The 25173-nt window shown below is 72.4% G+C and carries 23 protein-coding genes; 16 read left to right on the forward strand and 7 right to left on the reverse strand.

Annotated elements, in window-relative coordinates; genetic code table 11:
* Positions 1-7: 7 nt before the first annotated feature.
* Positions 8-946: an aldo/keto reductase gene (locus OG510_RS36345; protein ID WP_406134679.1), complete on the reverse strand. Its 939-nt coding sequence runs from the start codon at positions 944-946 to the stop codon at positions 8-10.
* Positions 947-1150: 204 nt separating this feature from the next.
* On the opposite strand from OG510_RS36345, the gene OG510_RS36350 reads away from it, so the two are divergent.
* Positions 1151-1342 (forward strand): hypothetical protein, encoded by a 192-nt coding sequence (locus tag OG510_RS36350; RefSeq protein WP_406134678.1) that lies wholly within the window; start codon positions 1151-1153, stop codon positions 1340-1342.
* 190 nt (positions 1343-1532) lie between these two features.
* On the opposite strand, the gene OG510_RS36355 is transcribed toward OG510_RS36350, so the two are convergent.
* The 4 genes from OG510_RS36355 to OG510_RS36370 form a co-directional block, all read right to left on the reverse strand.
* A complete protein-coding gene (locus OG510_RS36355; RefSeq protein WP_406134677.1) occupies positions 1533-2447 on the reverse strand; it encodes a trypsin-like peptidase domain-containing protein in 915 nt (304 codons plus the stop codon).
* A 192-nt stretch (positions 2448-2639) separates the two neighbouring features.
* Positions 2640-3551, reverse strand: a complete 912-nt coding sequence (locus OG510_RS36360) for a hypothetical protein (RefSeq protein ID WP_406134676.1) — start codon at positions 3549-3551, stop codon at positions 2640-2642.
* 4 nt (positions 3552-3555) lie between these two features.
* Positions 3556-4629 (reverse strand): NlpC/P60 family protein, encoded by a 1074-nt coding sequence (locus OG510_RS36365; RefSeq protein WP_406134675.1) that lies wholly within the window; start codon positions 4627-4629, stop codon positions 3556-3558.
* Between the two features lie 395 nt (positions 4630-5024).
* The gene (locus OG510_RS36370) at positions 5025-6611 is read right to left on the reverse strand and encodes a dienelactone hydrolase family protein (protein ID WP_406134674.1); all 1587 of its coding nucleotides are present in this window, start codon (positions 6609-6611) and stop codon (positions 5025-5027) included.
* A gap of 111 nt (positions 6612-6722) precedes the next feature.
* Here OG510_RS36370 and OG510_RS36375 point away from each other — a divergent pair, with 111 nt between their 5' ends.
* Complete coding sequence (locus OG510_RS36375; RefSeq protein WP_406142266.1) at positions 6723-7625, forward strand: MerR family transcriptional regulator; 903 nt, start codon at positions 6723-6725, stop codon at positions 7623-7625.
* 39 nt (positions 7626-7664) lie between these two features.
* Here OG510_RS36375 and OG510_RS36380 read toward each other — a convergent pair whose 3' ends face one another.
* Complete coding sequence (locus OG510_RS36380; protein ID WP_406134673.1) at positions 7665-9593, reverse strand: acyl-CoA dehydrogenase; 1929 nt, start codon at positions 9591-9593, stop codon at positions 7665-7667.
* Between the two features lie 368 nt (positions 9594-9961).
* On the opposite strand from OG510_RS36380, the gene OG510_RS36385 reads away from it, so the two are divergent.
* The 7 genes from OG510_RS36385 to OG510_RS36415 all read left to right on the forward strand — a co-directional run bounded on the left by OG510_RS36385 (position 9962) and on the right by OG510_RS36415 (position 16585).
* A complete protein-coding gene (locus OG510_RS36385) occupies positions 9962-10648 on the forward strand; it encodes a ScbR family autoregulator-binding transcription factor (protein WP_406134672.1) in 687 nt (228 codons plus the stop codon).
* Between the two features lie 192 nt (positions 10649-10840).
* A complete protein-coding gene (locus tag OG510_RS36390) occupies positions 10841-12010 on the forward strand; it encodes a cytochrome P450 (protein WP_406134671.1) in 1170 nt (389 codons plus the stop codon).
* A gap of 160 nt (positions 12011-12170) precedes the next feature.
* Positions 12171-12374: an acyl-CoA carboxylase subunit epsilon gene (locus tag OG510_RS36395; protein WP_406134670.1), complete on the forward strand. Its 204-nt coding sequence runs from the start codon at positions 12171-12173 to the stop codon at positions 12372-12374.
* 147 nt (positions 12375-12521) lie between these two features.
* Complete coding sequence (locus OG510_RS36400) at positions 12522-14108, forward strand: acyl-CoA carboxylase subunit beta (RefSeq protein ID WP_406134669.1); 1587 nt, start codon at positions 12522-12524, stop codon at positions 14106-14108.
* Positions 14109-14166: 58 nt separating this feature from the next.
* Positions 14167-14754, forward strand: coding sequence for a ScbR family autoregulator-binding transcription factor (locus OG510_RS36405; protein WP_406134668.1), 588 nt, complete (start codon positions 14167-14169; stop codon positions 14752-14754).
* A gap of 310 nt (positions 14755-15064) precedes the next feature.
* Complete coding sequence (locus OG510_RS36410; RefSeq protein WP_406134667.1) at positions 15065-15898, forward strand: BTAD domain-containing putative transcriptional regulator; 834 nt, start codon at positions 15065-15067, stop codon at positions 15896-15898.
* A gap of 42 nt (positions 15899-15940) precedes the next feature.
* Positions 15941-16585, forward strand: a complete 645-nt coding sequence (locus OG510_RS36415) for a ScbR family autoregulator-binding transcription factor (protein WP_406134665.1) — start codon at positions 15941-15943, stop codon at positions 16583-16585.
* A gap of 39 nt (positions 16586-16624) precedes the next feature.
* Here the strand turns inward: OG510_RS36415 and OG510_RS36420 are convergent, their stop codons facing one another.
* Entirely contained in the window at positions 16625-17590 is a 966-nt protein-coding gene (locus tag OG510_RS36420; RefSeq protein WP_406134664.1) for a BTAD domain-containing putative transcriptional regulator, read from the reverse strand.
* 302 nt (positions 17591-17892) lie between these two features.
* On the opposite strand from OG510_RS36420, the gene OG510_RS36425 reads away from it, so the two are divergent.
* The 7 genes from OG510_RS36425 (at position 17893) to OG510_RS36455 (ending at position 25162) form a co-directional block, all read left to right on the forward strand.
* Entirely contained in the window at positions 17893-18714 is an 822-nt protein-coding gene (locus OG510_RS36425; RefSeq protein ID WP_406134663.1) for a BTAD domain-containing putative transcriptional regulator, read from the forward strand.
* A 98-nt stretch (positions 18715-18812) separates the two neighbouring features.
* Positions 18813-19571, forward strand: a complete 759-nt coding sequence (locus OG510_RS36430; protein ID WP_406134662.1) for a thioesterase II family protein — start codon at positions 18813-18815, stop codon at positions 19569-19571.
* Positions 19571-20836: a beta-ketoacyl-[acyl-carrier-protein] synthase family protein gene (locus OG510_RS36435; RefSeq protein ID WP_406134661.1), complete on the forward strand. Its 1266-nt coding sequence runs from the start codon at positions 19571-19573 to the stop codon at positions 20834-20836. The genes OG510_RS36430 and OG510_RS36435 overlap by 1 nt, the downstream gene beginning before the upstream one ends.
* Positions 20833-22092, forward strand: a complete 1260-nt coding sequence (locus OG510_RS36440) for a beta-ketoacyl synthase N-terminal-like domain-containing protein (protein WP_406134660.1) — start codon at positions 20833-20835, stop codon at positions 22090-22092. The genes OG510_RS36435 and OG510_RS36440 overlap by 4 nt, the downstream gene beginning before the upstream one ends.
* A 93-nt stretch (positions 22093-22185) precedes the next feature.
* Complete coding sequence (locus OG510_RS36445; RefSeq protein WP_164267342.1) at positions 22186-22449, forward strand: acyl carrier protein; 264 nt, start codon at positions 22186-22188, stop codon at positions 22447-22449.
* Between the two features lies 1 nt (position 22450).
* Positions 22451-23350 (forward strand): MBL fold metallo-hydrolase, encoded by a 900-nt coding sequence (locus OG510_RS36450; protein ID WP_406134658.1) that lies wholly within the window; start codon positions 22451-22453, stop codon positions 23348-23350.
* Between the two features lie 210 nt (positions 23351-23560).
* Entirely contained in the window at positions 23561-25162 is a 1602-nt protein-coding gene (locus OG510_RS36455; protein WP_406134657.1) for a class I adenylate-forming enzyme family protein, read from the forward strand.
* Positions 25163-25173: the final 11 nt, after the last annotated feature.

A 25173-nucleotide genomic window follows, 5' to 3' on the forward strand; every position in this document is an offset into this window, starting at 1 on the left:
ACTGCTGCTACCGCGCCTCGGCGAAGCGCGCCACGTGCTCGTCGTCGAGTTGCACCCGGCGTGCGGCGAGTGCCTCCTCGATCTGTTCCACCCGGCTCGCGCCGACGATGGGATCGATCCCCTGCCGCATCAGCCACGCGAGGACGACCTGGTTCCTCGTGGCCGCGAGCTCACCGGCGACATCGTCCAGGACCGCGAGTACCCGGGTGGTCCCGGGGTGATCATAGGCGGGCGGAAGCGGCCTGTCCGCGCGTACGTACGAACCCCACAGCAATGAGCTGTACGACCACACCCCGAGCCCCTCCGACCGCGCCAGGTCCAGATCTTCGGGGGTGAGCATGCGGTGGCCCGCCTCCGCGACGGGGGTGAGCGGGCGCGGCCCGACGAGCGAGTGGCGCAGCTGCAGGGCCGTCCACGGTTCCACGCCCCGCTCCCGCGCGAGCGACCGGGCCTGCCCGACACGCCAGGCGGTGTGGTTGGCCGCCCCGATGCGCAGAGCCACCCCCTTCGCGACCAGGTCGCCGAACACGCCGACCGTCTCCTCCAGCGGCACGGTCCGGTCCTCGGCGTGCGCCCAGAGCAGATCGACATGACCGACTCCCAGGCGCTCCAGACTCCCCTGCACACCGGCGCGGACGGCGCGGGCGGAGAGACCCTCGGCGCTCTGCGGCCAGGAGTGCGGGACCAGCGGGTTCTGCCGCACCTTCGTCGCGATCCGTACAGCGTCGCGAGCGCCCGGGCGGGCCCGCAGCCACGCGCTGATCAGGCGCTCGCTGGCGCCGCCGGTACCGCTGGGGTCGGCCCAGAAGGAGTAGCAGTTCGCGGTGTCGAGCCAGACACCGCCGCCGGCGACGAACGAGTCGAGGACCGCGAAAGCCCGGCCGGGGGCAACGCGGGTGCCGAAGTCCATTGTCCCGAGGACGATCTGGGGGTCGTTGGTGTGCATGCGGCCCATCCTCCGATCTGGTGCGCGCTCCAGGTCAAGAACCACACCCCGCCCGTGCCCGGCCGGCCTGCAACGCCTGTGCGAACACCACTTGTTGGAACACCACTTGTTGGAACGCCGCTTGTTGGAACGCCGCTTGTTGGAACGCCTCTGGGTTCCTGTGACGTCAGTAGGGGTGGACGGGGAACGCGGAGATGGAGAAACATGCTGGTTCTGGTGCTGATCGGTGTCGTGGTGCTCGCTGCCGCCGGGTGCGTGTGTGTGGTGTGGGCCCAGCGTGGCGGGCCCCGCTGGGTCAGGGCGGCGGCGTCCGTGACACTCGCCGCGGGCGAGGTGGTACGCCGCTCGAACCGGCGGCGCGGCCTGAACAGGACCACCGGTAACGGCGACGGCTGAACAGCCCGGGCCGGACCAGGCCGGGCCGGGCTGGGCCGGGCCGGACGGGCCGGGGACAGGAGGCGGGGGCGGGGGCGGCCGGTCCGGTGTGTGGACAACGGCCGTTCCCCACCCCGCCCCGCCCCGCCCCGCCCCGCCCCCGCCCCCTCCCTTCCCTTTTCCTTCGGTGTCAGTTCAGTGTGCTGACGCCTCAGTGTGCTGAGACCGCTGCCGGTTTCGGGAGTGTGCAGCCCGCGGCCGGCAGGTCGAGCTTGTTGCCCGTGGTGAAGCAGGCGGGGATGCCGTAGGTCTCCTCGGCGTATCCGATTCCCTTGCGGATGGTGACGGTGCCCTGCTCGTTCACCTCGCAGGGGTTGTCGAGGGTGCAGCTCTCACCGCTCTCGTTGATGGTGTTGTTGACCGCCGTGACCTGTCCCGTCGCCGTGTCGATGACCGGGGAACCCGAGGTGCCCCCGATGACCTGGCACTGCGGGGTGTAGCGGACGGCGTCCTTCCATGTCCACTGGTCTTCCTTCAGCCGGTAGGCGAATCCGTCGACGGAGCAGGAATAGACCTTTTTCCAGTAGCCGGAGACCACGTCGACCGCGTGCCCCTGCACCGGGTGAGCTGCGGAGAGTGTCAGCGCTGCGATTCCCGTGGACTGCTGTATCTGGGCGTAGGTCTGGGTCAGCTGGTAGAGCGTGACGTCGGTGTCGGTCATCGTCGAGTAGACGACTTTGTTCGCCTTGAGTGTTCCGGCGGTGCCGGCCGTTGCGTTGAGCAGTGTGAAGCTGCGGGTGGAGGGCTGGTCGGTGATGACCTGGCCCGCGCTCGGGAAGCCGGTTTCGAGACAGTGGCCGTTCGTCAGGACCAGGCCGGGGTCTGTCGCCTGCGAGTCCGGCATACGGATCAGGGAACCCGAGCAATTGCTGAGTGCCACGGTGCCGGCGAAGGAGGCGGCTTTCACCGGGACGGGGGTGCGTTCGGGGTGCGCGGCGGCCGCCGCGGCGGCGGGGGTCGTCCCGCCCGCATGGCCGGACGCTGCGGCTGCGGTGCCCGTGGTGCCCGCCAGGGCGGCGGCACCGAGGGTCACAGCGGTGAGGGTGGCGAGGAGAGGCTTGCGCATGGTGATGGTCGGTCCTCTCGGTTCGGCCCCGGGGGCCCGGTGGCCCCCGGACGGCGAAGGGTGACCGTATTGTCGGCGTACCGACAAACTCTTCGCTACCCCGCCTACCCCACCGGCCCCCCCCGCGCCCCCTGGCCCACCTGGTGGACCCGGTGGCGGGCCGGGTGGTGGTGGGGGCGGGCCCTGCGGGGTTCAGTCGGCCGAGCGGCCCGGCAGCCGGGTGAAGCGGCGCAGCCCCCGCCGGGTGGGCTTGAGCGGCTTGTCCTCGGGGGCGGCCGGGCCCTGACCGGCCGTCAGTGCCGCCGCGGGGGAGGAGGGCGGTGGCTCCACGGGCCGGGGGCCGCGTTCGAGCCGGCTGCGTACGGCCTGGGCCATGGTGTGGTGGGACGCTTCCTGCAGCAGGCCCTGCGCGGACAACCGGTCCCACATGTGCAGCAGTTCCTGCCCCCGGGTCGCCACCTGCTCCTCGTCCTGCAGCCGCTGCCACGCCGCGGTGGCCCGGGCCACATCGGGCGCGGCCCGGTTCAGGTCGGTGCGGCAGCGGATCCGCGCGACGGTCAGCGCGAGCACGGTGGAGATCATGTAGTCGCCGCGCAGATGCGCGATGTACGCCTCGATCGCCCGCGCCTCCAGCGACAGTTCGTCCTCCGCGCCCCGGCGCAGCGTCAGATGCTCCCGCAGCGCACCGGCGAGGACGTACGCGGCGTGCAGCTCCTCGCGCTGCGCATGCTGGATGATCCGCTCGACGCGCGCGAGCGGGGGGAACGCCTCTTCCTCCGCGGCGGTCCGCTCCCGGCCGGGCGGCAGGTCCTCCTCCTCGGCGATGGTGCGGCTGGAGCCGTCGGGATACACCCGCAGCCGCGCCACCTGCCGCACACTGCGGTCGATGACGGTCGCCGCGACCGGGGCCCCCAGGGTGCGGGCGAACATGGCTATGGCGTCGAGGATCGCCTCGTTGGGCGGGCGCATGCCGCCCATCTCCAGCAGATGGCCGTTGACGACCGTCGACCCGTCCTCGGCCACGTAGGCGTCGAGACGGATCAGCGGCGGTGCGCTCAGCGCGGGCAGGTTCCCCTTGTCACGGGGTGTCAGTGAATGGGACATCCGCTCAGACTCCGGGCCGGACCACGCCGAGGATGGGCATGGAGGCGGCCGGCGCGGTCGTGACCGTGCGTCCTGGCCGCGGGGCGTGGACGATCTGCCCGCCTCCGATGTACATGCCCACGTGCGTGGCGTCGTAGTAGATGATCAGGTCGCCGGGCCGCGCCGATGCCAGGCTGACCCGGGTCAGTGCCTGCCACTGCGCCTGCGAGGTACGCGGGACGGGGTGTCCGGCCGCCGCCCACGCCGCGGAGGTGAGCCCCGAGCAGTCGTACGACGAGGGGCCCACGGCCCCCCACACGTACGGCTTGCCGATCTGGGCCATGGCGAACGCGACGGCTTTCCCGGCCGCTCCGCTCACCTTCGTCCCGCCGCCCGGGCCGCCCCGGTCCGAGGGGCCGCCGCCGCCCTGCCACTTGGACTTGGCTTTCTGGGTGTCCTGTTTCTCCAGCTGGGCCAGCTTGCGGGTCTGGTCCTTCTGGAGGCCCGACTCGATCCGCTCGGCGTCGGCGATCTTCTTCTCGATCTTGTCCTTCGCCCTGGCCTTGTCCGTACGGGTGCGTTTCAGCTCCCGCAGCTCCTTCTCGGCGGCCTCGGTCCGCCCGTCGAGCTCCGCGCGGGCGGTCTTCTGGGTCTGGGCGGCGTTGACGAGGCCGAGCATGGCCTGGCGGGACTGGGCGGCCTCGTCCAGGACCCGGTCGGGGTGGTTGCCGAGCAGCAACTGCAGGCCCGTGGAGGCGAGATAGCCCCCGCGGTACTGCGTCCGGGCCGCCTCACCGGCGAGGTCGCGCAGGGTGTTGACCCGGTCCTCGGCGCGGGCGAGGTCCGTGTGCAGCGCCGCCAGCCGCTTCGTCTGCTTGGTGGCCTTCTCGTTGGCGGCGTCGTACGCCTCGGTGGCCACCTCCGCCTGGCGGTAGAGGCCGTCCAGCTCGGTACGGATGTGCTCGATCGACCCGTCGCCCTGCGGGCCTGGATCGTGGGGGGCTGCGTAACTGGGCCCGGGTATCAGGGCGATCGCGCAGACAAGGGCTGCTACGGTGGCCCGGCCTCGCAGCTGTCCGCCGCCCATCGACACGTTCATCAGCTCCACTTTCAGAGTCGCGTGCGGGCAGCCCGGACGGCCGGCTTGCCAACGCGGTCGCCACCACGGGGCATGAGGAGATCTGTTCGACCTATGAACACACTACCCTCACCCGAACGGCCGGTCCCGGTATCCCCGCGCGTGTCAGCATCCCCGTGAGCAACCCGCCCACCGCGACACCCCCGCACAAGCCGGCGCCCGCCGTGGCAGCCGCCCCCTCGGGCCGGAGCGAGGCAAGTCCCGGGACGGGCGAGAGCCTTGAGGCGGGCGCGGCCGGTTCCTGACGGGACGGCGGGCAGGGCCGGTTCCTGACGGGACGGCGTGCGGGGCCGGTTCCTGACGGGACGGTGGCGGTGGGTGCGGGGTCAGTTTCCGAGGTGGCGGTGGGTGCGGGGTCAGTTCCCGAGGTGGGTGAGGACGGAGCGTACCGCGTCGTGCACGGCCTGCCGGGACTCCTCGGTGGGGCCCGCCGTCTCGAAGCCGTGCACGCCGTCGGGGACGTCGATCACCTCGATGTCCCGGCGGCAGGCGGCCGCGGCGGTGAGGAACTCCTCGACGGTCGCCGCGATCTCCACGCGTTCGTGCTCCACCCGGGTCAGCACGATCGGCAGCGCACCGCCGGTGCGCAGCGCGGCCGCGGGCCTGAAACGGGTGTCGCTCAGGCCCCAGCTCGCCGGCGGGGCGAGGACCGGGTACGTGGCGGCCACGCAGCGCAGCCACGGCGGGGGCGCCGCGATCCAGTCCGCCGCGATCAGGGCGCCGGCGGAGAAGAACCAGAGGGCGATGCGGTCCTCGTCCACGCGCGGGTCGGCGCGGACCCGTTCGACGGCCGCGGCGATGTCCCCGGCGGCCTGCTCGTAGCCGGTGATGTCGTGCAGCCGGTGATCGACCGTCACACCGACGGCGCCCAGGCCCGCCACGTACTGGCCGTAGCCGGTGAAGGCCGGCCAGTCGCGCGGGGTCGGCAACACACCGGCGGGCACGGGGCCGCCGTGCACGAACACCACCGCGGGGCGGGGGCCCTGCGCCCGGGGCAGGTGGAGATCGATGTTTTGTGCCCGCTCGCGCGGCTGCTCGGGTACGTCGAGGAGGAAGGGCCGCAGATGCGCCGGCCGTTCACCGGCCGCCGGGTCCAGCAGGTGTCCGCCGCCCGCGGCGGCTTCGAGCAGGACGGTGCACAGCTCGGCGGGGGCGGAGAGCATCGGCCAGTGCCCGGTGTGGAGTTCGAAGAAGGTCACACGGCGCTCGACGAGTTCCTGGACGCGGGGGTCGCCGAGCCCCACGAACGCCTCGACGGTGGCGATGCTCGACCCGTTCCGGGTGCACAGGATTCCCGTCGCGGGCAGCGCGGCGGCAGCGCCGGTCAGCCGGAGCGGCTGGGTGAGGGTGCCCGCGGGGTGCGGGGCGGCCAGGCGGGTCAGCCGGGCCAGCGCCTGCTCGGAGAGGCCGGCGGTGCTGCCCCAGCGCTGCCACTCCTCGCACGCCGGCACCGGGACCACCCGGCCGGCCCCGGCCCCGGCCCCGGCCCCGGATGCGGCTCCCGCCCCTGCTCCCGCTGTGGCTGTGGCTTCGGCTGTGTCTGCCGCGTCGAGGAGCAGTTCGCGGATCTTCTGGTCGGGGACCAGGCTCAGGGCGGGCTCGCCGTCCTGGGGGATCCCGGTGTCCAGATGAACGATCCGGCCGATCCGCTCCGGGCGCCGGCCGGCCGCGCCGAGTACCGGGTGGATGCCGTAGCCGTGGCCGACGAGCACCAGCTCCTGCGTGTCCACCTGGTCTTGGGCGTTCACCTGGTCGATCAGAGTGACCAGGTCCTGGATGTGTGTCTCCAGGTCCGTCCCCGGTCCTGCCAGGTGACGCCGGTCGCCGAGGCCGGTGAGTGTCACCGGATGGGCCTGGGCTCCCGACTCCCGCAGCAGGCAGGCGAGTTCCTCCCAGATCCAGCCGCCGGTGTACGTGCCCGGTACCAGGATGAATACCGTCATGAACCTCTCCTCGCACGTGTGGGGTGCGCGGGGGCCCCGTACGGCCGTCCGCGCTCGCCGGTACCGTATGAACTCCCCCTGAGGGAGGTTCAAGCCTTGTCGCCCGACGGCATGTGGTCCATCGGAGAGCTCGCCGGGCACGCCGGTGTCTCCGTCAAGACCGTCCGCTTCTATTCGGACCGCGGTCTGCTGCCCGAGACCGCACGCAGCGCCGGGGGACACCGCAGGTACGGGCCCGTGGCGCTCGACCGGCTGCGTCTGATCCGCTCGCTGCGGACCCTGGACCTGCCGGTGCGGGAGGTGGGGCGGGTCCTCGACGAGGAGGACGCCCTGGAGGACGTCGTCGCGGGGCAGTTGAGGGCGCTCGGTTCACAACTGGCCGCCCTGCGCTGGCGTGAGGCGGCCCTGCGCCTGCTGCAGGACTGCACCGCGCAGGAACGCGCCGAGCGGCTGCACCTCGTCGGGGCCATGACCGCCCCGCCCAGCACGCAAGCGCTGGCCCGGTTCTGGCGGCGCTGGCTGCCGCCGCGGCTGCCGGCCCGGCTGGTGACCGCGTTCCTCGAACAGACCGTTCCGCAGCTTCCCGATGACCCGGACCCGGCCCAGGCACTGGCCTTCGCCCGGCTGCACGCGTTCGTCTCCCGCCCCTGCCCCGGAGACGAACGCGGCCAGCCCGCGGCCCACCGGCCGCAGGAGGGCTACCGCCCGGCGGTGCTCTACGACGGGCTCGCGGAGGCGTACGCCCTGGCCTCCCCGGCCCTGCGAGCGGAGCGCCCGCCGCAGCCGGGCGAGGCACTCGACTGCTTCGTCGCCGCGTACGCCCGCTCACGCGGGGCCCGCGACACCCCCGCCTTCCGGCACCGGCTGGGCGGTGTGCTCGCGGCGGACCCCCGCATCGACCACTACTGGCAGCTCGTCGCCGAACTGACCGGCCCCGCCCGCCCCACCCCGGGCGCGGCGCACGACTGGCTGCTGGGTGCGCTGGACGCCGACAACGCGGGCTCCGCCGCCTGAGGGCCGGCTCCCCGCCCAGTGTGTGGGGGGAGCCGGTTCTCAGGCGAGGGCGGGCGTGAGGGGTGGCGCGCCGTTCAGCATCGGCAGGGCATCGAAGTACTCGGCCGGCAGGTCGAACGCGTCGACGAGGGACTGCAGATGTGGTGCGAGTTCGGCCGTCACCGTGTCGATCGCCTCCGGCAGCGCGCACACGTGCTCGGCGGTCAGCCGGCCGTCGGCCAGCAGGTCCCCGGTGTGTTCACCGAGCTGCCGCAGCAGAAACAGTCGGCACAGCCGCTCGAGCAGACCCCGGGCCGTGGGGTCGAGGGCGTGTTCCACAGCGTTCAGGAAGGCGTCCGCCGCCCGGACCGCGGCGTGTGCGCCGACCATTTCCAGGGCGGCGTCCGACGCCGTGTTCCAGCGCCCCAGCGGATTGCCCGCCGGTCCGCGCCGAAGCGCCGCACCGGCGCGGGTGCGCCACAGCCGCTCGGCGTCGGCCAGCAGCTCGCGCAGGAACCGAAGATCCGTCAGCGTACGTTCGGCCACCGGTACGTCACCCTCTCCGGGGGCTTCGGCGGTGGACCGGAAGAGGATCTCGCCGGCTGCCTTCACCCAGATGACGAGGTTGTCGCCCTCGGCGGTGATCGTCCCCTCGGTGTACTGGGGGAAGTCGGCGAGCCCGTTGGCGGAGAACAGTCCCTGTGCGCCGCACCGTTCGCGGCACTCGGTCGTGATGGCGCGCGCCTGCCAGGTGATCCAGCCCTTCATGACGGCAGCCTGCCGCTCGGCGTCCTCGCGCTCCGCCGGATCGTGGGCGCACCAGCGGTCGACCGTCTCGCGGTGCGCGAAGGTCATGGCGTATGCCGTGGCCAGCGAGTCCAGGAGCCGGCTGTGGTGGCTGCGGTGCGCCTGCAACGGCACCCGCTCTCCGGGTCTCGGCCCGCTGACGTGGCGGTGCTGCGCGTAGCGCACGGCGATGGCGAGCGCGGCGCGGGAGGCGCCGACCGCGGCGCCGCTCATGCACAGCTTGCCTGCGGTGACCCGGCTGATGGAGTGCAGGAACCGCTTGCGTCTGTTGCCCAGGGTGCTGCTGAGCCTGCCCTGTGCGTCGAGCCGCCCGTGCTCCGCCTCCAGGAGCGCCGACCGGCCGAGGCGGACATGGTCGAAGGCGGTCAGGCAGTGGTCCACGGGGGCGCCCGGTCGCAGGGGCAGTGGGCGGACGTCGATGCCGGGCAGTGTCCCGTGTTCGTCGCTCAGCGGTGTCAGGAAGAGGAAGACGCCTTCGTCGTGCCCGTCGACGACGAGCCGGGCGGCTACGAGCGCGCTCTTGGGGCCGCCGACGGGGCTGGTGTTCGGCATGAATTTGCGCGCGCCCTCGGTGGGCGTGTGCAGAATGAAACCGTCGTTCTCCCGGTCGTACTCGGCAATGGTCTCCAGCGCGCCGGCGTCGTTTCCGTGCTCCAGCTCGGTGCACAGAAACGTTCCTGTGCGGCGCATCGACGTGAAGTCCGACAGGTCGCGCCGGCCGGAGTCCTCGTGGTCGAGCAGGCTGCCGAGGAACAGGTTGTAGTGGATGCTCGCCACGGTGCACAGACCCCCTCCACCATCCACGATCGCGGCCCACTCGTGCAGGGAGGCCAGCAGCCGCGGGTCGCGGGCCAGGCTCTGGGGATCGGCGAGGAGGGAGTTGACCTCGCGCAGCCGCTCGTAGGCAAGAGCCGCGCGCTCGGCGGGTCCGAGGCCGTCGCGGTGGCGGTAGGAGGGGGCGGAGATGAGTGTGTGCCAGGGCGCGTGGACGCGCTCGCGGTCGCAGCCGTCGAAGAGCAGGTGGCGCAGTTCGTCAGCGGCGGCCGCGGGCGTTCCGATCCGGGCCAGCGCACGGGAGGTGCGGCGTTCCACCGCGTCGGGTGAGAGTGCCGTTGCGAGCGGCTGAGGTTCGAGGAGGCCGCTGGAAACGGCCGAAACGTTGTGCCAAGTGACCAAGGTCATGCTTCTCCCCCGGAGTTGTCACGGATCCTCTGGCCGATTGGGGCCGAGACGCAAGATACGTACCAACCGGTTTTGTTTTCAAGGTGCGGAACCTGTCGGAATCCAGACGCCGCAAGGGGAATCCAGGGTTCAGCGTGGACGGGTGCCAGGGGCGGCGGGGTCGTCGTGTGGGGGTCAGGCATTGAAAAACCGTCTGACTGGTTTTATTCTCGTATCACTCGGAGGGACGATGAAGATCACGCTCCGTATGGACGTCACGGACGGCCTCTGGTTCAGCGGACGCTGGGCGCTGAGGGTGGCGGCCCCTGAGGTCCGTACCGCACGGCCTTTGGTTTCAGGCGGGTTCGGGGCAAGGCACGGAGGTGGCGGTGGCCAGGCAGGAACGAGCGGTGAGGACGCGTGACGCGATCCTGGTCGCAGCGGGTGAGGTGTTCGACGAGGTGGGCTACGAGTCCGCCGCGATCTCCGAGATCCTCAGCCGCGCCGGGGTCACCAAGGGGGCTCTCTACTTCCACTTCGCCTCCAAGAAGGAACTCGCGCAGGCGGTCCTCGCCAGCCAGGTGACGGCGGTTCCCGAAGTCCCGGAACGTGAACTGGCTTTGCAGCAGGGCCTGGACGAGTCCCTGGTGATCGCGCACATGCTCAGCACGGGCGACGCGATCGTCCGGGGCAGTGTGCGTCTCACGGTGGACCAGGGCTCGCGCCTGGACGGGCTCGACCGGCAGGTGCCCATGCGGGCCTGGGGGGAGCGCAACGTCGCGGTGCTCACCAGGGCCAAGGAGAACGGTGAACTCCTGCCGCAGGTGGACGTCGAGGCCTCCGCGCGCCTGTTCGTGGGCTGTTTCACCGGAGTGCAGATGTTGTCCAAGATCATGACGAATCATGCGGATCTGGTGGTGGGCGTGACGAACATGCAGCGTCATCTCATGGCCGGTATCGCGGTGCCGGGGGTGCTCATGCGTCTCGACATCTCGCCGGACCGGGCCGAGCGCGTGTACGAGGAGGCGCTCGCGGCCCGAGACAGGCCGGCGGCCACGCTCGACGCGAGCGGCTGACCCGGCGCAGCGGGACAGGGGAGCGGCAAAGGCGCGGGCGCCGGTACGGAGCAGGACCAGCACGGGTACGACCAGCACGGGTACGACGCACAGACTCAAGTCGACTTCGACCCTGGGGTGGGAATGACGGACCTTACTGCTTGCCCGTACGCACTGGACGTCACGGGCAGTGATCTCGCCGGAGAAGCCGATATGCTGCGCACTCGGGGGCCGGCGGCCAAAGTGCTGCTGCCGGGCGGTGTGACCGCCTGGGCCGTGGTGCGCCAGCCACAGGTCGAGCAACTGCTGCTCGACACACGGGTGTCCAAGGACGCGCGCAGCCACTGGCCGGCCCTGCGGGAGGGCCGCATCACCGACGCGTGGCCGCTGTATCCGTGGGTGGCGAACGAGAACATGCTCTTCGCCTACGGAAATGAGCATGCGCGGCTGCGGCGGCTGGTGGCGGGCGCCTTCACGGTGCGGCGCTCGCAGGCCATGCGGCCCCGCGTCGAGGAGATCACGGCCGAACTCCTCGACGACCTCATCGCGCTGCCGTCGGGCACCGCCGTCGACCTGCGCGCCCACTTCGCCGAACTGCTGCCCATGCGCGTGATCTGCGAGCTGTTCGGGATACCGCAGGGCGCCGCGACCAGAACCCTGTGCGCGGCCCTGCACACCGTGTTCAGCACCACAGTGTCGGGCCAGGAGATGGAAGCCGCGCGGATGGAGGCTTTCGGGCTGCTCAGCGCGCACGTGGCCGCCAAGCGCGCCGAGCCCGGCGACGACCTGACCTCCTCACTGATCCAGGCACGGGACGAGGGCGACCGGCTCACCGAGTCCGAACTCCTGGGCACCCTCTACCTGATGGTCGCCGGCGGCCAGGACACCACGGCCACGCTGATCACCAACGCCCTGGGCGCGCTCCTCACCCACCCCGACCAGCTCGCCCATGTCCGTGCGGGCCGGGCCGGCTGGGACGATGTGGTGGCGGAGACCATGCGCATGCACACGCCCGGGGCTTACTCACCGATGCGCTTCGCGGTGGAGGACATCGACCTGGACGGCGTCCGGATCGAGCAGGGCGACCCGATCCTGGTCTCGTTCGCCGCAGGCGGCCTCGACCCGGAGCGGTACGGCAAGGACGCGGCCGAGTTCGACCTGCTGCGCACCGACCGGGACACCCTCGGATACGGGCACGGAGCGCACCGCTGCATGGGACTTCCGCTGGCCGGGATTGAGGCGACCACCGCTCTGGGTGCCCTCTTCGAGTCCTTCCCCGAGGTGAGTCTGGCCTGCGCTCCCGATGAACTGGAGCCCATGCCCACGTTCCTGATGAACGGCTACCGCGCACTGCCCGTCCTGCTCGGCGGCCCGGCCGGCTGACGGCGCCGGGCGCGGCCTCGCGCCCCACCGGAGCTCCGTGCCCCTTCCCGGGCGCGGAGCTCCGCGCGTTCGGGGCCCGGAGCGGGCCTCGACTCCGGCTGCACCGTTGTTCGAGCGCTCCGGCGGACCGTGGGCCGGTGACTCGATGAAAGGAGGCCGTGTGAGCAGTCCGGCACGCACCGAGGACGTGATCCGCGTGGAGCGCGGCGAGGCGGACGAGGAGGAACTCGCAGCGCTCGTCGCGCTGTTGTCCTTCCTCGCGCGGGGCGAGGAGTTGCCGAAGACCCGCCCCGGGCGCCCTGCGGCGCATGGATGGCGGCCCCGGGAGGAGGGCTCCTACCGGGCCCCGCACAGCTGGCACTGACCGGTCCCCGGGCGTTCGCCCCAACCGGGGACCACGGTCAGGTATTTCTGCATCTGACATCTACAAACCGCTTGTGCGGTTTGTTAGGCTGCGCGGGTGGTCAGGGCGCACGCACCGCATCCGCGGCGACGAGAGGAAGGGGGCGTCATGACGACGTATCCCTCATCGGTCGGCGTGGAGCCGGCCCGGGAGCGCACGCATGTGGGAGAGCTGCTCGCGCTGCGCGAGCGGGCCCTGCGCGGACCTGGCGGGAAGGCGACCGAGGCCCAGCACGCCAAGGGCAAGCTGACGGCGCGCGAGCGCATCGGACTGCTCCTGGACGAGGGGTCGTTCAGCGAGGTCGAGCAGCTGCGCCTGCACCGTGCGCAGGGCTTCGGCCTGGAGGCGAAGAGGTACTACACCGACGGTGTCGTCACCGGGTGGGGCACGGTCGAGGGCCGCACGGTCTTCGTCTACGCCCATGACTTCCGGATCTTCGGCGGCGCCCTGGGAGAGGCGCACGCCGCCAAGATCCACAAGATCATGGACATGGCCGTCGCGGCGGGTGCGCCGCTGGTCTCGCTCAACGACGGTGCGGGCGCCCGGATCCAGGAGGGCGTCACCGCGCTGGCCGGGTACGGCGGCATCTTCCAGCGCAACACCAAGGCGTCCGGCGTCATCCCGCAGATCTCGGTGATGCTCGGCCCGTGCGCGGGCGGCGCGGCCTACAGTCCGGCGCTCACGGACTTCGTGTTCATGGTCCGCGAGACGTCGCAGATGTTCATCACGGGTCCCGATGTGGTGAAGGCGGTGACGGGCGAGGAGATCACCCACAACGGCCTGGGCGGCGCCGACGTCCACGCGGAGACCAGCGGCGTCTGCCACTTCGCGTACGACGACGAGGAGACCTGCCTCGCCGAAGTGCGGTACCTGCTCTCGCTGCTGCCGCAGAACAACCGCGAGGCGCCGCCCGCCGTCGCCGCCGACGACCCGGCCGGGCGGCGGACCGAGGCGCTCCTCGACCTGGTGCCCCTGGAGGGCAGCCGCCCCTACGACATGGCCAGGGTCATCGAGGAGATCGTCGACGACGGGGAGTTCCTCGAGGTCCACGAACGCTGGGCGCGCAACATCGTGTGCGCGCTCGCCCGCCTCGACGGGCAGGTCGTGGGCATCGTCGCCAGCCAGCCCCAGGTCCTGGCGGGCGTGCTCGACATCGGAGCGAGCGAGAAGGCGGCCCGTTTCATCCAGATGTGCGACGCTTTCAACATCCCGCTGGTGACCCTGCTCGACGTACCGGGCTTCCTTCCGGGTGTCGGCCAGGAGCACGGCGGCATCATCCGGCACGGCGCCAAGCTGCTGTACGCGTACTGCAACGCCACCGTGCCGCGGATCTCGCTCGTCCTCAGGAAGGCCTACGGCGGCGCCTACATCGTCATGGAGTCGCAGTCGATCGGCGCCGACCTGACGTACGCCTGGCCGGGCAACGAGATCGCGGTGATGGGGGCCGAGGGCGCGGCCAACGTCATCTTCCGCCGCCAGATCGCCGAGGCCGACGACCCCGAGGCCATGCGCGCCCGCCTGGTCAAGGAGTACAAGGCCGAGCTGATGCACCCCTACTACGCGGCCGAGCGCGGCCTGGTCGACGACGTGATCGACCCCGCCGACACCCGTGCGGTGCTGGCCCGCGCCCTTGCCATGCTGCGTACCAAGCACGCCGGTCTGCCGTCGCGCAAACACGGGAACCCGCCCCAGTGACCCACGTACACAGCAGGCGACGGGAGCGTGCGCCGTGTTGAGCCCCAGGAGAGACGCCATGGTCAAGCAGGAACGTGCCCAGCGCACGCGGACGTCGCTGATCCACGCCGCGGCCGAAGTGTTCGCGCAGGAGGGGTACGCGCCTGCCTCGCTCACCACGATCAGCAGACGGGCGGGCGTCAGCAACGGCGCACTGCACTTCCACTTCGCCAATAAGCAGTCACTCGCCCAGGCCGTCGAGGACGAGGCCGTCGCCTCGGTGGCCCGGATCATCCGGGCCGCGCGCCCCGCCGGTGGCTGCGTGCTGCAGGCACTGGTCGAGGCGACGTACGAGCTGATGAGCCGGCTCGCGGACGACATCGTGGTCAGGGCCGGGTTCGGGCTCGGCTCCGACCGGGCCCGCGCGGGCGGTTCCGGCCCGCGCCGGGACTGGGAGCGGTGGGTCGGGGAGATGCTGCGTCTGGCCGAGCAGGAGGGGCGGCTGGCCGAGGGCGTCTCGGGCCGCAGCGCGACGCACGCCGTCGTGGCGACGACGGTGGGACTCGAAGTGCTCGGGGGAGAGGACCCCGAGTGGCTCAGCCGGCGCAGGATCGCCGGGATCTGGGAACTGTTGCTGCCGCACCTGAGGTCGGAGATCCGCTCGTGAGCGTACCGACGCGTCCGGAACCCTGCTGAAGCGGCGCCCCCGGAAAAGACCAAACGTGTCTTTTCCGAGGGCGCACCGCCCGCGGGCGCAGAGAGAACGCGCCCAGGTCCAGCACTATCCGCCCCCTCAAGTGCCCCCGCCTGTACGGCTGCAGGCCGCCCGGCTGCATCACGATCAGTAAAAAAACAGCCTGGACGGTTTGATATTGACAAACCGTCCGGACTGTTTTTAACTTCGATGAGGGCCGAGAAGTGCCTCTTGACGAGGTCTCGGGCTGCTGATGACTCATGCGTGACGAGGGGGAAACGGCATGGACATCGAAGTACTGGGCGCGTTGGCCGTCACAGAGGGCGGGATATCGGTCACCCCGACGGCGCCGAAGGCGCGACAGGTTCTGGCTCTACTGGCCCTGCACGCCGATCGCGTCGTGCCGGTGGCCTCGCTGATCGAGGAACTGTGGGGGGAGGAGCCGCCGCGCAGTGCCCGCACCACGCTGCAGACGTACGTGCTGCAGCTGCGCGACCTGATCGCGGCGGCTCTGGAACACGACTCCCGAGGAGCCCCGCCCCGCACGGCCAAGGACGTCCTTGTCACGGCTCCCGGCGGATACATGCTGCAGACCTCCGGCGGCACCATCGACGTCCGTGAGTTCGAGCGGCTCGCAGGGCGGGGCTACCGCGCGATGGACGCCGGCGACTTCCCGCGCGCGGCACGGGAACTGCGCGACGCGCTGGAGTTGTGGACCGGCTCCGCGCTGGCCGACGTCCACACGGGCACCCAGCTGGACATGGAGCGCCGGCGTCTGGAGGAGACTCGGCTGTGCGCGCTCGACCAGCGCATCGAGGCCGACCTGCGTCTGGGGCGCCACCGGGAACTCCTCAGCGAGCTGACCGTCCTGGTCCGCAGGTACCGCACGCACGAGAACCTGCACGCCCAGTTCATGCTCGCACTGCACCGCTCCGGCCGGCGCAGCGAAGCACTCGATGTCTACCAGCGGCTGCGTGCATCTCTCGTGCGTGAGCTGGGACTTGAGCCGTCGGCGGGGCTGCGTCGGCTGCAGCGCTCGATCCTGATGGCAGGCCCCGAGCAGCCGCGCGAGGCGACCGCGGCCGACTCCGGCGAGCGGCTGACCCGGGTCGGCTGAGCGCCCGCGGGGCGAGCGCCGACGGATCCCAGGGAGGGGCGGATGCAGGACAGATCGGAGCGCACCCGGCGCAGGCTCCTGGAGGAGGGGGCGAAGCTGCTCACCAGGAGCGGGTACGCGCATACCACGCTCGGGCAGATCGCGGCGGCCGCCGGCATGACCAAAGGCGCGCTGTACTTCCATTTCACGTCGAAGGAGGGCCTCGCCGACGCGGTGCGCGAGCAGGGCCGTGTGCGGCTGCTGGACTTCCTGGGCGAGCGGCGGGACTCGGGTGATGAGCCCGTGCAGATCCTCATCGACCTGACGCACTGGCTCGCCCGGGCCCGGCGGGAGGATGCCGTGGTGCGCGCCGCCTTCCGGCTGTCCGACGACGGCACCGACGGGCGGCCCGAGAGCACCGGCCTGCGCCGGATCTGGCTCGATGAGGCCGTGCGCCTGCTCGGCGAGGCCGAGGCGGCCGGTCAGCTGAGCGAGGCCGCACGCGGTGACGGCATCCGGACGCTGCTCGTGGCGATGCTGTACGGCATAGCGGCGCCCGGACCCGACGGCCCCGCGCAGGCCGGAGCCCCGCGCGGTACGGCCGAGTTGTGGCGGCTGCTGCTGACGGTGCTGGTCGCTCCCGGGCGGGCCGGCCACTACCGAACGGCGCCGCCGCGCACCCGGTACATCCCTGCGCGCGCCGCGTGAGTATCCCGCCCCAGACCGGCCTGACCCAAACGAAAGACCCTAGCTCTCCGGAGCCGTGACCGCGTCGACGCGATGGGTCAACTCATGCTGTGCTAGGCCGAGTTCGGTGACCCGGTGGCGCAGCCGGCCGAGTTCCTCCAGCAGCGCGGGGGCGGGCGCCGCGGACAGGCCGGGGGAGTGGGCGAGGATCGCGTCGAGCCGGGCGCGCAGTGCGGGGCCGGGCTCGATTCCCAGAGCGCCGACGAGACGGCGGCGCGCCCGCTCGTACACCCCGAGGGCCTCCGTCTGCCGGCCGCTGCGGTACAGGGCCACCATCAACAGGTCGTAGAAGCGCTCGCGCAGCGGGTGGTCGGCCGTGAGGCGTTCCAGTTCGCCGATGCTCTCGCCGTGCCGCTCGCAGCGCAGGTTCGCCTCGTGGAGGGCCTCCAGTGAGGTGAGCCGTATCTCGTCGAGCCGCTCGGCCTCGGCCTCGCAGATCGGTCCGGTGCGGCAGCCCTGCAGCGCGGGGCCGCGCCACAACTCCAGTGCGGAGTGCAGGAGTTCCGCCGCCCTCGCCGGATTCGCCGCGAGCGCGGCCCGGCCCTCGCGCGAGCGCCGGGCGAAGTGCTGGACGTCGGTGCGGGCGTTCCCCAGGTTGAGCGTGTAGCCCGTCGGCAGGGTCCTGATCCACTCGTGTCCGCCGCCCGCTGCCGGCAGCAGCCGGCGCAGCCGGGCCACGTGGGCCTGGAGCGCGTTCGCCGCGTTCGCGGGCGGCGCACCGTCCCAGAGCTCCGCGGCGAGCCGGTCCACGTCGAGCAGCACCCCGGCTTGCGTGACGAACGAGGCGAGCAGGGCGCGCTGTTTGGATCCGGGCGGTGTGATGTCCCGGCCGCCGGCGCCGTCGTGGACCGTGACCGGGCCCAGGAGGCGGAACTCGACACATCCGCTCGCGGATGCCGCCCGGCCGGTCCGGGCCGGCGCGGCGATGAGCGCCGGCTCGTGGTGCGAGGTGGCGACGACGCTCATCGTGTACCCCTCCGTCGTGGTCCGTTCGGACTTGGACGGTATCGGCCACCCGGCGGTCGTGCGCCCTGGCGCGAGCGGGCCTCCAGCGGTCGTACGAGTGTTCTCGAGACGGCCTTGCGGGGGCCGACTGCCTTGTGTGGAGGGCCACTTGAACGCCGGTCGAGAGATCGGGGCGGGTGGTGCGGCCGGGGTTAGCGTGCCTCGCACCGACGGCATTCGGCCACCGAGGCGACCGAAGGGACAGCGCCGGCGCAGCCGACCACACAGTCGGGGGAACGTAATCGGTCCTTGGGGAGGACACCGTGCGGATACAGGTTCTGGGCCCGCTGAGCGCAGAGGTCAACGGAGTGTCGATCGTGCCGACCGCGGGCAAGCCGAGGCAGCTCCTTGCCCTGCTCGCCTTCTACCCGGGCCGTGTCGTGCCCGTGCCCACACTCATGGAGGAGATTTGGGGAAGCAACTCGCCGCAGAGCGCGATGACCACGCTGCAGACATACATCCTGCAGCTGCGTCGGCGTCTCGGCACCGCGATGGGCCCCGATGCGCCCGGCGCCGCCAAGGAGGTCCTGGCCACCCGGCACGGCGGCTATCTGCTGCAGATCGCACCGGACGCTGTCGATGTGCACCGTTACGAGCAGCTGGTGGCGCAGGGGCGCCGAGCGTTCGGCGAGGGCGAGGACGAGCGGGCCGCGCTGCATTTCCGCGACGCGCTCGGCCTGTGGCAGGGGCCCGCCCTCGTCGACGTACGCCTCGGCCCGGTCCTGGAGATCGAGGTGATGCGCCTTCAGGAGAGCCGCCTGGCCACCGTCGAACGCTGCATCGACGCCGAACTGCGCTGCGGACGGCACACCGAGGTCATCGCCGAGCTCATCGACCTGATCGCCCGTCACCCCCAGCACGAGGGACTGCACTCGCAGGCGATGGTGGCCCTGTACCGCTCGGGGCGGCAGGCCACCGCGCTCGATGTCTACCGCAGGCTGCGCATGCGCCTCGTGCAGGAGCTCGGCGTGGAGCCGTCGCCGCAGTTGCGACGCCTGCACCAGGCGATGCTCGCCGTCGACCCCGCCCTCGACGTGGCCGGCGGGCCGCGCGGCCTGTCCACGTTCGACCTGTACGCGGCCTGAGCGCGAGCGCCGTTCGAGCGGCCCCTGCCAGGCTGCGGTCGGCCAAGGCCAGCAGACCCGGCCCGGCCCCAGGACGAAACCGCGCGAGAGGACGGCCCATGACCGACGAACGGCCCGTACGGCTCCACTGCTTCGCGCATGCCGGGGCGGGGGTCTCCGCCTTCTACGGCTGGGGCCCCCGTCTGGGCGCCGGCGTCGAGACCGTGCCGCACCTGCTGCCCGGCCGCGAACGGCGCCGCCGCGAGGCCCGCCTCACACGCCCCGCGGACCTGATCGACGACCTGCTGGGCCACTTCACCACCCAGGACCGCGACGTGCCGTACGTGCTCTACGGGCACAGCCTGGGCGCGCTGGTCGCCTACACCCTCACCCGCGCCCTGCACGAGGCGGGCCTTCCGGGGCCCTCGCTGCTCGTGGTCGGCGCCTGCCCGCCGCCCGACGCGCTGTCCGACCTGTCCAACTCCTGCCGGGCCGGCGACGAGGACCTGCTGCACCTGCTCGACGAGGTCGGGGCGCTGCCCCGCGGCGCGCAGCCCGGCGGGCTGTGGCACCGGGCCGTGCTGCCGGTGCTGCGCGACGACCTCGTCCTCGCCCACGAACTGCGCGCCGCCGCCCGCGAACCGTCCCCCGCCGGCCCTCTCGGCGTCCCGGTGCTGGCCGTGGCCGGCGCCGACGACCCGCTGGCGCAGCCCCGGGCGATGGCGCGGTGGCGGCTGTGGACCACCGGCCGCTTCACCGCGCGCACCGTGCCCGGCGACCACTTCTTCGTCCGCGGCCCCGAACTGCCGCGCCTGGTGGGTCGCGCGGCCCGCGTCGTGCGCCGGCTGACGCCGGAGCCGGCAGGGGTGAGCAGCTGATGCGACGCGTCGTCATCACCGGGATCGGGGTGGTCGCCCCCGGCGGGATCGGCACCAAGGCGTTCTGGTCGATGCTGACCGAGGGCCGCACCGCGACCCGCCGCATCACGCGCTTCGACGCCGGCTCGTTCCGCTCACAGGTCGCCGCCGAGGCCGACTTCGACCCGGCACTGCACGGGTTCGGCGCGAACGAGGCACACCGCCTGGACCGGGTCGCCCAGTTCGCCCTGACCGCCACCCGGGAGGCTGTCGCCGACAGCGGTGTCGACCCCGCGGCCCGGGGCGAGCGCACCGGGGTGGCCCTGGGCACCGCCGTCGGCTGCAGCAGCGGACTCGACGAGGTGTACGCCCATGTCAGCGAGGGCGGAAGCCACTGGCTCCTCGACCCGGCACGGGCCCAGAAGCGGCTCGGCGACTATCTCGTGCCGAGCTCCGTAGCCGCCGAAGTAGCCCGCGAAACAGGGGCGTTGGGCCCGGTCACCGTCGTGTCCACCGGCTGCACCTCCGGCCTCGACTCGCTGGGACACGCGGCGGAACTCATCCGCGAGGGCAGCGCCGATGTGATGGTGGCCGGCGCGTCGGAAGCCCCGATCACCCCGATCACACTCGCCTCCTTCGACGCGATCCGTGCCACCTCGGCCCGCAACGACGAACCGGAGAGCGCCTCACGCCCCTTCGACCGCACCCGCAACGGCTTCGTGCTGGGCGAGGGCAGCGCGGTCCTCATCCTGGAGGAACGCGAGCACGCGAACCGCAGGGGCGCCCACATCTACGCCGAGATCGCGGGCTTCGCCGGCCGCTCCAACGCGTACCACATGACCGGACTGCGCCTGGACGGACGGGAGATGGCGGAAGCCATCCGCGTCGCCCTGGACGAGGCCCGCCTCGACGCCACCGCCGTCGACTACGTCAACGCCCACGGCTCCGGCACCAAACAGAACGACAAGCACGAGACGGCCGCCTTCAAGACAAGCCTGGGCGAGCACGCCCGCCGGGTGCCGGTCAGCTCCATCAAGTCGATGATCGGGCACTCACTCGGCGCGATCGGCTCCCTGGAGATCGCCGCCGGTGCGCTGGCCATCGAGCACGGTGTCGTGCCGCCCACCGCCAACCTGCACGACCCCGACCCGGACTGCGACCTCGACTACGTCCCCCTCGTCGCCCGCGAACAGCGCACCGACACGGTACTCAGCGTCGGCAGCGGTTTCGGCGGCTTCCAGAGCGCGATGGTCCTGACCGGCGCACGGACAAGGACGGCGGCATGACCGCGCCCGCCTCCGAGCACAGCGGACTGCTGGGCACCCAGGGGATGCGTGCCGCCGTCACCGGGATCGGAGTCGTCGCCCCAGGAGGCGTCGGCACCGAGGCCTGGTGGTCCGCGATGCTGCGCGGACAGCGCGCCATCGGGCCCGTCACCCGCTTCGACGCCACCGGCTACTCGGCCGGCCTCGCGGGCGAGATCACCGGCTTCGACGACGCCGCCCACGTGCCGGACAAGCTGCTGCCCCAGACGGACCGGGTGACCCGGCTCGCTCTCACCGCCGCCACGGAGGCCCTCACCACCGCACACCTCGATCCGGCGGCCCTGCCCGACTACGCCATGGGCGTCGTCACGGCAGGCGGCGCGGGCGGCTTCGAGTTCGGCCAGCGCGAACTGCAGGCGCTGTGGAGCAAGGGCAGCCGGCACGTCGGCGCCTACCAGTCGTTCGCCTGGTTCTACGCCGCCAACTCCGGCCAGATCTCCATCCGGCACAAACTCCGCGGACCCAGCGGCGTCGTCGTCTCCGAGCAGGCCGGCGGCCTCGACGCGGTGGCACAGGCCCGACGCCAGCTGCGCAAGGGCGGCCACGCCGTGCTCACCGGGGGCTTCGACGCCACCGTGTGCCCCTGGGGCTTCACCGCACACCTGGCGGCCGGCGGCATGAGCACGAGCCGAGACCCGGCACGCGCATACCTGCCGTTCTCCGCCGACGCCTGCGGACACGTCGTGGGGGAGGGCGGGGCCCTGCTGGTCCTGGAGGACAGCGACGTCGCGCACGCCCGCGGCGCCCGGGTGCTTGCCACCGTCGAGGGCTGCGCCGCCACCTTCGACCCGGCACCGGGACGCGGCGCACCCCGGCTGGCGGACGCGGCGCGGCTCGCGCTCGCCGACGCGGACATCGCCGCGGCCGACGTGGACGTGGTGTTCGCCGACGCGGCAGGAGGACGAGACGCCGACCGTGCCGAGGCGGCCGCCCTCACCGAGCTGTTCGGGCCGTACGGGGTGCCGGTCACCGCCCCCAAGTCGCTCACCGGGCGCCTGGGCGCGGGCGGATCGGCACTCGATCTGGCGGCCGCGCTGCTCGCCCTGCGCGACCAGGTGATCCCGCCGACGGCCCGGGCCGGACCGCTCGCCGACGACTGCCCCGTGGACCTGGTGACGGGCGCCGCACGCCCGGCCGGGCTGCGGCACGCGCTGGTCCTGGCCCGCGGGCGCGGAGGGTTCAACGCGGCGGCCCTCGTGCGCGGGGCACCGCGGTAGCCGTGCCACTTGTGACAACCAACAGAGAACCGACCCGAAACCAATCCCAGCACGGATCCAAGCACGGATCCAAGGACGAGGAGGGGGCACATCGTGGAACGCCTTCAACTGACCGACCTGGCCACCTTGCTCCGCGACGCGGCCGGTGACGGCGGGTCAGTGCCCCTGGACGAGGCGGCCCTGGACACCCTCTTCCTGAACCTGGGCTACGACTCGCTGGCCCTGCTCCAGGTCACCGGGGTCATCGAGCGCGACCTGGAGGTGACACTCGACGAGGAGGCCCTCGACGAGGCACAGACGCCGCGCCAGTACCTCGACCTGGTCAACGCCGCCCTCGCGGCCCGGGCCACGGCCTGAGATGCCGGACGGCCGGCTCACCGAGGTCGGCGACGGCGTCCTGGCCTACGTACAGCCCGACGGCGGCTGGTGCCTGAACAACGCCGGGCTGCTTCTCGGCGGCGGACAGAGCGCCCTCGTGGACACCGTCGCCACCCAGGCACGGGCCCTGAACCTGCGACGCCAGGTACTGGGCGTCACGCGGCGTCCGCCCCGCCTCCTCGTGAACACCCACTTCCACGGCGACCACACCTTCGGCAACTTCGTCTTCCCCGAGGCCGTCGTGGTCGGCCACGAACGGGCCCGCACCGAGGCCGAAGCGGCCGGGCTTCATCTGGCCGGCCTGTGGCCCGATGTGCGCTGGGGCGACCTCGAAGTCGTCGTCCCGCAGGTCACCTACCAGGAGCGGATGACCCTGCGCGTGGGGCCGGTGCGCGCCGAACTGCTCCATGTGGGGCCCGCCCACACCACCGGCGACACCGTGGTGTGGCTGCCCCGACAGCGGGTCCTGTTCGCGGGCGACGTGGTGATGTCCGGCGTCACTCCCTTCTGCCCGATGGGCTCAGTGAGCGGCTCGCTGCACGCGCTCGACACTCTGCGCGCGCTGGACCCGCTCACGGTCGTCCCCGGCCACGGCCCCGTCGGCGGCCCCGAACTCCTCGACGCCGACGAGGGCTACTTCCGCCATCTGCAACGACTGGCCCGCGAAGGCCTGGCCGCCGGGCTGACCCCCCTCCAGCTCGCCCGGGAGGCGGGCCCCGGCCCGTACACCGAACTCCTCGACTCCGAACGCCTGGTGCCCAATCTGCACCGCGCCTACGCAGAGCAGCAAGGCGCGCCGCCCGGCGTCCCCCTGGACATCCCGGCCCTGTTCCGCGAGATGGCGCAATACCACGGCGGCCTGCCGCCCTGCCACGCCTGAAACCCGCAGCCGCCGGCCCCGACCGGTCACGCACCGCCCTCACCCGCCCGGCCCGTGCCCCTCTCCCGGCAGCGGCCCTCAAGCGGTTCACACCCCTGCCTGCGCCACCGATCGAGTGTTCTTCGACGATTCCTCAAGCGCCCCGCCGGACGCTGAAAACCGTTCGGCGGCGCTCGTCGCCGCGAGTGGAAACAGGGACAAGGAGACACGGTGCGCGACTTCCCGCACGGAGACCTTCCGGTGGACGGCCTGCTGCGCCGCGCGGCACGGCGCCACCCCGAGGGTGTCGCCGTACGCACCGCGACCCGCACCCTGCGGTTCGCCGAACTCGACGCGTACACCGACCGGATCGCCGGGTGGCTGGGCGGGACCGCGGGTGCCGGGCCCGGCACCCGGGTCGGCGTCGCCCACGTCCTCGCCCCGGACTTCGCCGCCGCGTACCACGGGGCCATACGGGCCGGCGCCACCGTCGTCCTGATCAACCCGCTCACCGCCCAGGAAGGCCTTCGGCACGTGCTGGCCGCCGGCCGGGTCGAGATCGCCCTCGTCCCGTCGGCCACCGCCCCACTGATCAACGAGATCCGGCACGCACTGCCCTCGCTGCGCGCTGTCGTGGTCACCGACACGCCCGACGGCGTCGTGCCCGACGGCACTGTGCCGCTGCACGCGGCACTCGACGAGGCAGGCCCCTGGCAGGCGGGCCCGGCACCTGACCCGGGCGCCGTCGCGTGCGTGCAGTTCACCACGGGCACGACCGGCGCCCCCAAAGGAGTCCTGCTCACCCACCGCAATCTGGTCGCCAACGCCCGGCAGACTGCCCTCGCACACGGCCTGAGCGCCGACTCCATCACCCTCAACCACCTGCCGCTGTACCACGTCATGCACCTCAACTCGGCCCTGTACGCGGGCGCCTGCCAGGTGCTGTGCCAGGACCCCGACCCGATGGCGTCCCTGACGGCCGCCGCCGATGTGCGGGCCACGCACTACTACGGGCTGCCCGCGCGTCTGCACGCCCTCGCCGCGGACGAGCGCCTGGCCCGGGGCATCCCGCGCGGGCTGCGCCTGAGCGCCGTACTGTCCGGCGGAGCCGCGCTCAGGCCGCAGGCCGCCCGCACCCTGCAACAAAGGCTCCGCGTCCCCGTCATCCAGGGCTACGGCATGGCCGAGCTCTCCCCGCTGACACACTGCCAGCGGCCCGGCCGCTACCGCCCCGGCACCGTCGGCACCGTCGTCGCGGACACCGAGTGCCGCCTCGTCGACCTGATGACAGGGCGCCCCGTCGGACCCTGGGCCACCGGCGAAGTCCAGATACGCGGACCGCAGCTGATGGCCGGCTACCTCGACGAGGGGCAGCCCGCCCGGATCGACGCGGACGGCTGGTTCGCCACCGGCGATGTGGGCTACGCCGACGACGAGGGAAACCTGCGCCTGATCGACCGGCTCACCGACGTCTTCACGTACGACAACGAGATCGTCTCGCCCAGCCACGTCGAGCAGATCCTCGCCGACGACCCGCGCGTCGCCGACTGCGTCGTGGCCGACTGGCCCGACCCGGAGCACGGAGCCCTGGTCTGGGCCGGCATCGTGCTGCACCCGGGCGCCGGGGCCGATCCGCACACCCCGGCCGCCGCTCCCCGCGGCGTCAGCATCCTCGATGTCCTCGACGCGGTCACCGAGCGCGCCAACGAACGCCTCAGCCCCTTCGAGCGGATCCGCGTCACCGAGGCCCTCGACGCGGTGCCCCGCACCCGCACCGGCAAGACCGAACGACGGGCGGTGCGCCAAAGGCTGAAGACGCGGGCCGCACCCTGATCCGGCGCACC

Source organism: Streptomyces sp. NBC_01089 (genome assembly GCF_045162975.1).
Taxonomy (GTDB): domain Bacteria; phylum Actinomycetota; class Actinomycetes; order Streptomycetales; family Streptomycetaceae; genus Streptomyces.

Coding starts and splice junctions, on each gene's coding strand:
- OG510_RS36450 (WP_406134658.1), top strand. CDS start 22,451: ATGCCGGACGGCCGGCTCACCGAGGTCGGCGACGGCGTCCTGGCCTAC.
- OG510_RS36380 (WP_406134673.1), bottom strand. CDS start 9,593: ATGACCTTGGTCACTTGGCACAACGTTTCGGCCGTTTCCAGCGGCCTC.
- OG510_RS36375 (WP_406142266.1), top strand. CDS start 6,723: ATGTGGTCCATCGGAGAGCTCGCCGGGCACGCCGGTGTCTCCGTCAAG.
- OG510_RS36410 (WP_406134667.1), top strand. CDS start 15,065: ATGGACATCGAAGTACTGGGCGCGTTGGCCGTCACAGAGGGCGGGATA.
- OG510_RS36440 (WP_406134660.1), top strand. CDS start 20,833: ATGACCGCGCCCGCCTCCGAGCACAGCGGACTGCTGGGCACCCAGGGG.
- OG510_RS36370 (WP_406134674.1), bottom strand. CDS start 6,611: ATGACGGTATTCATCCTGGTACCGGGCACGTACACCGGCGGCTGGATC.
- OG510_RS36420 (WP_406134664.1), bottom strand. CDS start 17,590: ATGAGCGTCGTCGCCACCTCGCACCACGAGCCGGCGCTCATCGCCGCG.
- OG510_RS36400 (WP_406134669.1), top strand. CDS start 12,522: ATGACGACGTATCCCTCATCGGTCGGCGTGGAGCCGGCCCGGGAGCGC.
- OG510_RS36345 (WP_406134679.1), bottom strand. CDS start 946: ATGCACACCAACGACCCCCAGATCGTCCTCGGGACAATGGACTTCGGC.
- OG510_RS36390 (WP_406134671.1), top strand. CDS start 10,841: ATGCTGCGCACTCGGGGGCCGGCGGCCAAAGTGCTGCTGCCGGGCGGT.
- OG510_RS36360 (WP_406134676.1), bottom strand. CDS start 3,551: ATGTCCCATTCACTGACACCCCGTGACAAGGGGAACCTGCCCGCGCTG.
- OG510_RS36405 (WP_406134668.1), top strand. CDS start 14,167: ATGGTCAAGCAGGAACGTGCCCAGCGCACGCGGACGTCGCTGATCCAC.
- OG510_RS36430 (WP_406134662.1), top strand. CDS start 18,813: ATGACCGACGAACGGCCCGTACGGCTCCACTGCTTCGCGCATGCCGGG.
- OG510_RS36350 (WP_406134678.1), top strand. CDS start 1,151: ATGCTGGTTCTGGTGCTGATCGGTGTCGTGGTGCTCGCTGCCGCCGGG.
- OG510_RS36435 (WP_406134661.1), top strand. CDS start 19,571: ATGCGACGCGTCGTCATCACCGGGATCGGGGTGGTCGCCCCCGGCGGG.
- OG510_RS36355 (WP_406134677.1), bottom strand. CDS start 2,447: ATGCGCAAGCCTCTCCTCGCCACCCTCACCGCTGTGACCCTCGGTGCC.
- OG510_RS36365 (WP_406134675.1), bottom strand. CDS start 4,629: ATGAACGTGTCGATGGGCGGCGGACAGCTGCGAGGCCGGGCCACCGTA.
- OG510_RS36415 (WP_406134665.1), top strand. CDS start 15,941: ATGCAGGACAGATCGGAGCGCACCCGGCGCAGGCTCCTGGAGGAGGGG.